This is a genomic window from Nostoc sp. LPT, assembly GCF_017115165.1.
Classification (GTDB): domain Bacteria; phylum Cyanobacteriota; class Cyanobacteriia; order Cyanobacteriales; family Nostocaceae; genus Nostoc.
The window spans coordinates 1-9,360 of record NZ_JABXKF010000060.1 but is presented as its reverse complement, the minus strand read 5'-3'; the positions used below and the strand labels follow the sequence as shown (position 1 = coordinate 9,360).

General features: G+C 42.1%; 7 protein-coding genes and 1 pseudogene. 7 read left to right on the top strand and 1 reads right to left on the bottom strand.

Features of this window, described 5'->3' with window-relative positions; genetic code table 11:
- Positions 1-375: 375 nt before the first annotated feature.
- Entirely contained in the window at positions 376-1,341 is a 966-nt protein-coding gene (locus HWQ58_RS14140) for an NAD(P)-dependent alcohol dehydrogenase (RefSeq protein WP_292863300.1), read from the top strand.
- Between the two features lie 325 nt (positions 1,342-1,666).
- Here HWQ58_RS14140 and HWQ58_RS14135 read toward each other — a convergent pair whose 3' ends face one another.
- Complete coding sequence (locus tag HWQ58_RS14135) at positions 1,667-3,274, bottom strand: PQQ-dependent sugar dehydrogenase (RefSeq protein ID WP_292863297.1); 1,608 nt, start codon at positions 3,272-3,274, stop codon at positions 1,667-1,669.
- 239 nt (positions 3,275-3,513) lie between these two features.
- Here HWQ58_RS14135 and HWQ58_RS14130 point away from each other — a divergent pair.
- The 6 genes and pseudogenes from HWQ58_RS14130 to HWQ58_RS14105 form a co-directional block, all read left to right on the top strand.
- Positions 3,514-3,723, top strand: a pseudogene (locus tag HWQ58_RS14130) (zinc-binding dehydrogenase); the annotation flags it as partial.
- 276 nt (positions 3,724-3,999) lie between these two features.
- Positions 4,000-7,521: a HEAT repeat domain-containing protein gene (locus tag HWQ58_RS14125; RefSeq protein ID WP_292863294.1), complete on the top strand. Its 3,522-nt coding sequence runs from the start codon at positions 4,000-4,002 to the stop codon at positions 7,519-7,521.
- A 375-nt stretch (positions 7,522-7,896) separates the two neighbouring features.
- Complete coding sequence (locus HWQ58_RS14120; protein ID WP_292863292.1) at positions 7,897-8,139, top strand: hypothetical protein; 243 nt, start codon at positions 7,897-7,899, stop codon at positions 8,137-8,139.
- A 173-nt stretch (positions 8,140-8,312) separates the two neighbouring features.
- The gene (locus HWQ58_RS14115; RefSeq protein WP_292863289.1) at positions 8,313-8,492 is read left to right on the top strand and encodes a type II toxin-antitoxin system HicB family antitoxin; all 180 of its coding nucleotides are present in this window, start codon (positions 8,313-8,315) and stop codon (positions 8,490-8,492) included.
- A 32-nt stretch (positions 8,493-8,524) separates the two neighbouring features.
- The gene (locus HWQ58_RS14110) at positions 8,525-8,779 is read left to right on the top strand and encodes a hypothetical protein (protein ID WP_292863286.1); all 255 of its coding nucleotides are present in this window, start codon (positions 8,525-8,527) and stop codon (positions 8,777-8,779) included.
- A gap of 9 nt (positions 8,780-8,788) precedes the next feature.
- Positions 8,789-9,232, top strand: a complete 444-nt coding sequence (locus HWQ58_RS14105) for an HNH endonuclease signature motif containing protein (protein ID WP_292863283.1) — start codon at positions 8,789-8,791, stop codon at positions 9,230-9,232.
- Positions 9,233-9,360: the final 128 nt, after the last annotated feature.

Below are 9,360 nucleotides of genomic sequence, written 5' to 3'. Positions count from 1 at the left end.
AGACTGTTTCTCTATTTTTACTGCCGTGTGAGCGAATACTTTTTGACCACAACAGTCTTAGACTGATATTTCTATTTTAGGAAATCTCTGACCGAAAAAGACTCATGATACAAGCCCCTAAATTTATTTATGGAGAAGAAAAAAATGTATTTCGAGATGCGTTGCGCGTTCGCCCTTGGCGTCTCGTAGAGAGAAATACGGTGTCCGTTTACTTGCCCCTAAATTTATTTATGGGAATTATTAATTTTGACTTTTGACTTTTGACTTTTGACTTTTGACTTCCCCAAAGGGGCTGTACCATCGTTCGTTAAATCCCATGCGTAGATGTAGCCTATCGTAGACATGTGAGTAAAACAGGGTAGTAGGAGGAATGCTATGAAAGCAGTCGTTATCCGTCGGTATGGCGCGGCTGAGGTATTGCAGTATGAAGATGTAGAGCAGCCGAAAATTGAGCCAACGCAGTTACTTGTGAAAGTTCGTGCTAGTAGCGTTAATCCCATTGATTGGAAAATTCGCAAAGGGATGTTGAGCTTAATTACTGGCAGCAAATTCCCAAAGATTCTGGGGTTTGATGTGGCGGGAGAAGTCGTAGAGGTTGGCTCTGGTGTTACGCGCTTTAAACCAGGAGATGCTATTTATGGCAGTACTAGCTTCCCTGGAGGAGGTTACGCCGAATTTGCCGCTATCCCAGAAAACCTGGCGGCGTTCAAACCAACAAATATGTCTTATGAAGAAGCTGCGGCTGTTCCCTTAGCAGCGCTCACGGCTCTGCAAGCACTGCGAGATCAGGGGAATATTCAAACAGGACAAAATGTTTTAATTAATGGCGCTGCGGGTGGTGTGGGCAGTTTTGCAGTGCAAATTGCTAAAGCTTTAGGGGCAGAGGTGACGGGAGTTAGTAGTTCTAAAAACTTGGATTTGGTAAAATCTTTGGGAGCAGACCGCGTGATTGATTATACGCGGCAAGATTTCACCGAAGATACAAACCAATACGATATTATTTTGGATGCAGTGGGTAAGCGATCGCTCTCTCAAACCAAAAGAGTCCTCAAACCCAATGGAATTTATATCACCACACTACCCAGTCCCGAAGTCTTCTTAGAGAGCGTCTTAACGGCGTTCCTTCCAGTTCAAAAAGCTAAATTTATCCTACAAAAACCCAACACACAAGATTTGATTTATCTGAAAGAATTGATTGAAGCGGGTAAAATTCGTGCAGTAATTGATCGGACATATCCCTTACAAGAACTAGCGGCGGCTCATGGTTATAGCGAAACTGGGCGTGCAGTGGGAAAAATTGCGTTGGCGCAGCCCGTCGTAGACATCGCAGTTTCTAGTTGACTTTTCAAACATAGTCTCATATCGTGTCCGGCTAAAAACTTATCATTTAGACCCCAGTTCTTGCTGGGGGAAAGAGACGTTTCCGATTTTTGCACAGATGCGGTAATCATAAGTGATTAACCGGACTTGATATCAGACCTTTTTAAATTTTGGACTTCGGCGTAAGCGTTCAGTAGAACACTTTTACAGCTATTTGTCAGCTCAATAGACCACGCGATAGGGACACAGCATTCCTGTGCCCTAACGACAGATGTGGTTCAAATACATGAAAATTGCTGTAAAGGATTAAATCCGAAATCCAAAATTTAAAATTCGGTGAGTGGTGCTACTTGACCTCTATAAACGAGATGATATTATCAAGGCCATTTCCAAGGGATTTATAATCACCACCAGTATAGTCACCGCATAAACCACCAGTTTCATGTTGGCATACACGTACCTCTATACCCGGTGGTACACTTAATGAACTAATAGTGTCATTACCAACAATATTTAAGTCACCTTGGTTGGCTTTGTATACTCCTAGAGTTGTAGGAAAAGACTGGGAAATTCCGCCAAAGTTAGGGTCTCTGTATACCTTAACCTGTTGTGACGGCGTGTAGGAGAGCTTATAGATAGTGCCGCTGTAGTCATCCGAAATTAACAAATTACCTTGCGGATCTACTACCATATCCACAGGTCGCCCCCAGGTTTCTTGCGTTGCTGGAACTACCCAACCGGTGACTAAATCTATTTCCTCCTCTGGGGTCTTTGTCGTACTGTCCCAGGGAAAGTAAGCTATTTTGTAGCCTGTTTTCTTCTGCCGATTCCATGAACCATGCAGCCCTGTCACTACCCCATTTGAGTATAGGCTGGGAAAGTTGGTATTTTGTAAGAATGTTAGTCCCAAAGGAGCTGAATGGGCTTGGATACCCTTGCTAATTTGGTCCATTATTGCATTACAATTAACCTTTCCATCACCATTGAACTGATAGTCCCAGTTAAATGGCATATTGTTGAGGCCGTTTGACGTGTCAGGATTGGGATTGCAGAATGGCCAACCGTAGTTACCGCCATCTCGGACTTTCGTGAACTCCTCTGGTGGGTGGTTGTCTACGTAGGAGGGGACAATCTTACCGTAATTGCCACTGCTATCTTTGAAGGGATAAGCGATGTTATCTCGATTATTAACGACTACCCAAAGGTCATTTGTGCCAGGTAAGAATGCTAACCCTTCAGCATTACGTAAACCTTGAGCAAAAAGCCGTTGATTGGTTCCATTAGCGTCGTACTGGTAAATCGCACCACGCTTTGGGGTACTGACAGTATCTTCCTTACAGGCATTGCATGTAGAGGCGATCGACACGTACAGTTTGTGGTTGGCATCAAGTGCGATATTTTTCAGTTCGTGACCATAAGCGCCTTTGAGTTCCGGTGTGCTTCTGTCTGGTAAGCCAACTACAACGATTTGACGATTTTTTGCGATTAAGTCTCCAGAGTTGTAGATGAAGCGGTTAATTTGATGACTCTCAGAGATATAAATATATGTGGTGTTGTCAATCTGATGAAACACAATGTCGTGTGGTTTGCGTAGACCCGTCACGAAGTCAGAAATAATTGGGTCTTTGCTACCATTTGGGCGGACGATTAACACTTTACCGGAACTGGGCTGTGATACTAGAAGATCCCCATTGGGAGCAACTGCCATAAAGCGAGCTTTGTCAATGCGAGCATAAACAGAGACGGAGAAATTGGGCGGCACTTTCAAGTAACGGTTAGTATTAAAGGGCCAAGAGGTCATTGTAGTAGGCACTTTCAGCTTGGTTTCAACAGAGGCAGCAGGCGGTTGACCGATCGCTGCGGTGCTAAGAACCTCTAAGGACATTAAACTAATTAGCGATGCAGATAGTATGCGTCCGAGCATCTGTGTTGGTTTTAGAGTAAATGCAAGCATTTTGAAACTTTCCTCTAGCTTGGTAGCGATCTATTTTACACATGATTCTCGGCTAGCCGATTTGACCGAGAGTCTGAATAAGGCTAACTCAAAGGTATTATTTTTTTTCAACACTTAAAATATCTTTATCTACTGCTATTTTTTTTTACTCATAAAAAAATGGGTGAACTGAGAATTATAAACAAAGACAGAGCGATCGCACTTTCCAACTAAAATAGTCCTCAAGCTAGCCTCGAACCATTATCCAGAGGGTCTTAACAGCGTTCTTTCCCAGTCAAAAAGCCAAGTTTTTGTTTGAAAAACCCAACGCTGAAGACTTGGTTTTTCTCAAAGAATTGATTGAAGCTAGTAAAATTTTTGTAGTGATTGATTACACATATCCCTTGGTAGAACTAGCGGCGGCTCATGGTTATAGGGAGAGTGAGCGTGCTGTGGGGAAAATTGCCTAAGCGCAGCCCGTTGTAGACATCGCACTTAGCAATTGCTCTGAAAAATTAACGCGAAACTAACCCTCTAAGGACTGTTTTCAAACTCGAAGATCCCCCCTAACCCCTTTCCCAACGCGGGAAGGGGGAAATTTCAAAGTCTCTCTCCTTTTAGGAGAGAGATTTAGAGAGAGGTTCTCCAGATACCTGTGAATGTTTTTGCAATAACTCTGAAATCTGGAAACATTACTCAAGCTAGTGGATATACTCGTAATCAAACTCTCAACAGAAGTGAGTATTATGCTGGACTGGTTAGCTATTTGGGGTGTAACTCAGGCCGCCGGGTTTATTTTTAAACCCATTTTGGAAGACTTAGCCAAGGATGCTGCTAAAGATTGGGCTAAAGATTTATTAAAAGGTATCCCTGGCAAGATTGTCCAGAAACTTAAGAAGGAAGATATAGAAATTGCTGCTGGAAAAGCGTTAAAGGAATTTTTGCAACTCATGCAGCAGCAGTTAAAGGTTCGTTGCAAACTTACTGAAACTGAGATTAAAGACTACACCATAGACATCCAGAAATTTATCAGCGATAAGTCGGTTACAGAAATTCTTGGTCAGGCTTTTGATATTAATTGTGAATCTCTAGACGCTAAAACCCTAGAAGATAGTTGGAACAGGCTGCAATTAAAACCTCTGTCATCTAAGTTTAACTGGCAATCATTTACAGAACAGTATTTAACACAAGTCCAAGAACTTCTTTTAGATTCAAAAGATTTACAGCATATCCTAGAATTACAAAAGTTATCTGATATTGAAATCAATACCAAAGAAATTGCTGGTGTTATTGTAGATTTTAATTTAACTAAATATCAAGAAGGAATCCGTGAGTGCTATGGCAATCTCAAGTTAGATAGCTTAGATACTAGCGGCTATGCCTATAACGAACTTAAATTATGGCGGATTTTTACTGCTCAAAATGTCCGGGAAGCTCATCAAGTATTACCACAAGTTCACGAACTGCCTAAAGAACATCTTAGACGGCTGCGAGAAAGTGACCAAGTAGAAGCAGAAGTGGAATTAGAAGATTTAGAACGCCACAAACGGGTTTATTTTGAACAACCGATCCGTTCAGTGTTAGATGTTGTCAATAAAAAGCAAGATTATAAATATATTGTGATTTTGGGCGATCCTGGTTCAGGTAAGTCTACATTGTTGCAATTTCTGGCTTTGAATTGGGCTGAGTCACCACTGGATAATGTTATCTCATTACCAATTACGTTGCTAATTGAATTACGCACTTATATGCGGCGACGGGAAGATAAAGAGTGCAATAATTTTCTCGAATTCTTCCATCAATGTAGTGGTGCAATTCATCATCTCAATCAGCTGGAACTAGATAAACAATTAAAAGCTGGTAATGCCTTAGTGATGTTTGATGGTTTGGATGAGGTATTTGACCCTGGTAAACGAGAGGATGTAATTACTGATATTCATTGGTTTACTAATGACTATCCTGATGTGCAGGTAATTGTCACTTCTCGGATTATTGGCTATAAACCGCAACGATTGCTTAATGCTGAGTTTCGCCACTTTATCTTACAAGATTTAGACTCAGAACAAATTCAGGATTTTATCAACCGTTGGCATGAGTTAACTTTTACCGATGCAGTAGATAAAGAGAGAAAACGGGAACGGCTGCAAAGAGGAATTGAAGCTTCCAAATCTATTGCAGAATTAGCGGGAAATCCTCTGTTGTTGACGATGATGGCGATTTTAAATCGGAATCAAGAGCTACCAAGAGATAGAGCTACACTTTACGATCAAGCATCGCGGGTACTGCTGCATCAATGGGATGTGGAACGCGCTTTGACAGAAGATAAGAGGTTAGATCCCAAAACCATTGATTATAAAGATAAGCAAGCGATGCTGCGTCAGGTTGCTTATCTGATGCAAACTGGTGATAAAGGTTTGGCAGGTAATTTGATTAATGAAAATGATTTAGTCAAAGTTCTGACTGATTATCTCAAAACCATAGAATTTGAGAAACCCAGAGAAGCTGCACGGGTGATGATTAATCAACTACGGACTCGTAACTTTATGTTATGTTTCCTGGGTGCGGATTATTATGCCTTCGTGCATCGGACATTTTTAGAATATTTCTGTGCTTGGGAGTTTGTCTGGCAGTTTAAAGAAACGCAAACGCTGACTATTGAGGAACTTAAGAATGAAGTTTTTGGCAAACACTGGCAAGATGAAAGTTGGCATGAAGTCTTACTGCTAATTACGGGAATGATTGAGCCAAGATTTGTTGGTGAGATTCTTGATTATTTAATGGTGCAAGATGGCGAAGAGGAAAAGTTTGTTAATCTTTTTTTAGCGGCTAAGTGTCTTGGAGAGGTGAGAAATCGCTTGGCGATCGCACCAACGGCTAATAAATTACTTAATCAGTTAAAAGATTTAACTAAATATGACCTCTGGTACTATTACGACTTCCAACTAGATGAAGAAACTAAGCTAGTACATGAAATTCATACTCAAGCAGTTACAGCAATTGCAACGACCTGGCAAGAATCTCCTGACACCAAAACCTGGCTCAAAGAACGCGCTATCCAGAATGATAACGGGCTTATGCGACGTGCAGCAGTCGAACAATTAACGAAACACTTCAAAGATGACCCCGACAACAAAACCTGGCTCAAAGAACGTGCTAACCAGGATAATGACGGGTTTGTACGACGTGCAGCAGTCCGAGAATTAGCAAATCATTTCAAAGATGACCCCGACACCAAAACCTGGCTCAAAGAACTCGCTACCCAAGATGATCACTGGTTTATGCGAGATGTAGCAGTCTGGGCATTAGCCCAGAACTTCAAAGATGATCCCGACACCAAAACCTTCCTCGAAGAACTCGCTACCCAGGATACTCACGAAGATGTGCGACGTGAAGCAGTCTGGGCATTAGCCCAGAACTTCAAAGATGACCCCAACACCAAAACCTTCCTTAAAAAACGCGCTATCCGGGATACTCACGAAGATGTGCGACGTGCAGCAGTCCGAGAATTAGCAAATCACTTCAAAGATGACCCCGACACCAAAACCTGGCTCAAAGAACGCGCTACCCAGGATGATAACGGGCTTGTGCGAGGTGTAGCAGTCCAGGCATTAGCCCAGAACTTCAAAGATGACCCCGCCACCAAAACCTGGCTCAAAGAACGTGCTAACCAAGATGATAACGGGCTTATGCGAGGTGCAGCAGTCCGAGAATTAGCAAATCACTTCAAAGATGACCCCGACACCAAAACCTGGCTTAAAGAACGTGCTACTCAGGATGATCACTACTTTGTGCGAGGTGCAGCAGTCCGAGAATTAGCAAATCACTTCAAAGATGACCCCGACACCAAAACCTTATTTAGAGAACGCGCTACCCAGGACACTCACGAAGATGTGCGACGTGCAGCAGTCTGGGCATTAGTCCAGAACTTCAAAGATGACCCCGACACCAAAACCTGGCTCAAAGAACGCGCTACTCAGGATGCTCACGAAGATGTGCGAGGTGCAGCAGTCCGAGAATTAGCTAAACACTTTAAATCTCAACCTGAGTTGCTTGAAATCTACTATCACTGCGCTGTCGATAATGCCTTTAAAGGTAGCCATAATCCCTTACTTAAACCCAATCCTCGGTATATTGCACTGGAGATAATTATCAAGCAATTTCCTCAGCATCCCCAGACTTTACCACTGTTGCGCGATCGCACAGTGAATGACCCAGATGAGCAAGTGCGGGAATTTGCTCAGAAGAAGTTAAAGCAGTGGGAAGGGTAAATATAAGCTGAGTATATACCCAAGAAAATTAGGGAACTCAAAAGCTTGTTGTTGCAAGCAGGGTTTAGTTATAAACCTGCAAAGGTTAGCCACAGCAGGAAACCTCTGCTCATCCTGCCTCCCCTTACGATTTACTATTCACAGTAGAAACCGCAAAAGAAAGGCTTACTATTATCTATGTCACAATTGAGGAACAGACAATAAACCCAACCAATGAACAAGCACAAGCCTCTGTGCGAGTCTGCCAAATGTTATCCAATACCTACAAAGATATTCACCTGTTTCGTTTTGATATCCAAACTAAAGACATATATATTTTGGCAGGTGAAAATCTTCAAATTATCATACCCCATAATGGAAACTGGAGGTTTTTGAATGAAACCGAACTTTGAAGCGATGACTAGCAAAGAACTAACAGCTTATATACTGGCACACCGAGATGATGATGAGCCTATTCGTGTCTTGTTTAGTCGCCGCAATCCTCCCGATTCGGAAGCAACCTGGTACGGGCCAATGGTGACAGCAGACGGTACACCAATTGAAGAAAATATTCGCATTGCAGAAGAAGCAATTAGGCAACGCATTGAGCAAGGAAATCAAAGAAGCCCTAGCGAATAGAATTCGCGGCTACACAGACAAAACCCACCTCCGTGGGTTTCAAATTTTTTGAGTCGGCGCAGGCGAACTTGGTTTGTGTAGCCGCGATTTATAATTGCTCATCGACGAGAAGCTTATGAATAAATATGAAATATACAATCGTGATTCAATGGTCAGAATAAGACCAATGTTATGTGGTTTCGCTACCTGAATTTACGCATATAATGCAGCCTTGCACTCACGCAGAGACTTACGAAGAAGCTCTGAAAAATGCTCAAGAAGTTTTAGAAATGCTAATTGAATCATCTTTGGCTGAGAGTGAAACTCTACCAAAGCCAAAAACACTAGTAAAGTCATTAAAAGTAACGTTGTAAATCAGTAAAATTAAATAAAAATAGGTAATCTCATGACTACATCTATAAATACAGCCAAAGTCTACGATGAAATTATAGAGTTTATTGCTGCTGGAACCACTCCCCAAAGCGTTATCGATTTCAAACTCTCGGATGCAGCCAAAGACCGTTTAGAGGATCTCGTTTACCGCGCAAAAACTGAAGGTCTTACAGGAAGTGACCAGCGAGAGTTAGATCATTTCCTCACGCTAGAGCATATTATGACTTTAGCAAAAGCAAAAGCTCATCAGTACATTAACCCTAAGTAAGTATTCAAAATGTCTCGTTCATATATTAATGTAGAACTACGGCGTTTAGTTGCCGATCGCGCCGAGCATATTTGCGAGTACTGTCTTGTCTCTGAAGTAGATAGATCATCGGGTTGTCAAGTTGACCATATCATCAGCATTAAACACGGCGGCGCTACAACAGCAGATAATCTTTGTTATGCCTGTATTTTCTGTAACCTGCAAAAAGGGACGGATTTGGGGTCAATTAATTGGCAAACTGGCGAACTTGTGAGGTTTTTTAACCCACGCAGAGACTTTTGGGGTGAGCATTTTCGACTTGATGAGGCTGTAATTGTGCATCAAACAGACATCGGTGAAGTTACCGCACGCATCCTAGATTTTAACGGGGATGAAAGACTTGTAGAACGACAAGCTTTGATTGCATCTGGTCAGTATCCCTCAGTATTGGCGCTAAAACAGATAAATAAATAGGTTATGATGTGCGATCGCTCTTATCAATGGGAATTCTATACTTAGCAACACTTGCTACTTTACCACTAGAACTCCCTGACTATCTAATTAGTATTTAAGAGCTTGAGACTCAAGCACAGCGAGAAGTT

Bases quoted from the DNA above. Each gene is read 5' to 3' on its own strand.
- HWQ58_RS14140 (WP_292863300.1), top strand. From the start codon at position 376: ATGAAAGCAGTCGTTATCCGTCGGTATGGCGCGGCTGAGGTATTGCAG.
- HWQ58_RS14135 (WP_292863297.1), bottom strand. From the start codon at position 3,274: ATGCTTGCATTTACTCTAAAACCAACACAGATGCTCGGACGCATACTA.
- HWQ58_RS14125 (WP_292863294.1), top strand. From the start codon at position 4,000: ATGCTGGACTGGTTAGCTATTTGGGGTGTAACTCAGGCCGCCGGGTTT.
- HWQ58_RS14120 (WP_292863292.1), top strand. From the start codon at position 7,897: ATGAAACCGAACTTTGAAGCGATGACTAGCAAAGAACTAACAGCTTAT.
- HWQ58_RS14110 (WP_292863286.1), top strand. From the start codon at position 8,525: ATGACTACATCTATAAATACAGCCAAAGTCTACGATGAAATTATAGAG.
- HWQ58_RS14105 (WP_292863283.1), top strand. From the start codon at position 8,789: ATGTCTCGTTCATATATTAATGTAGAACTACGGCGTTTAGTTGCCGAT.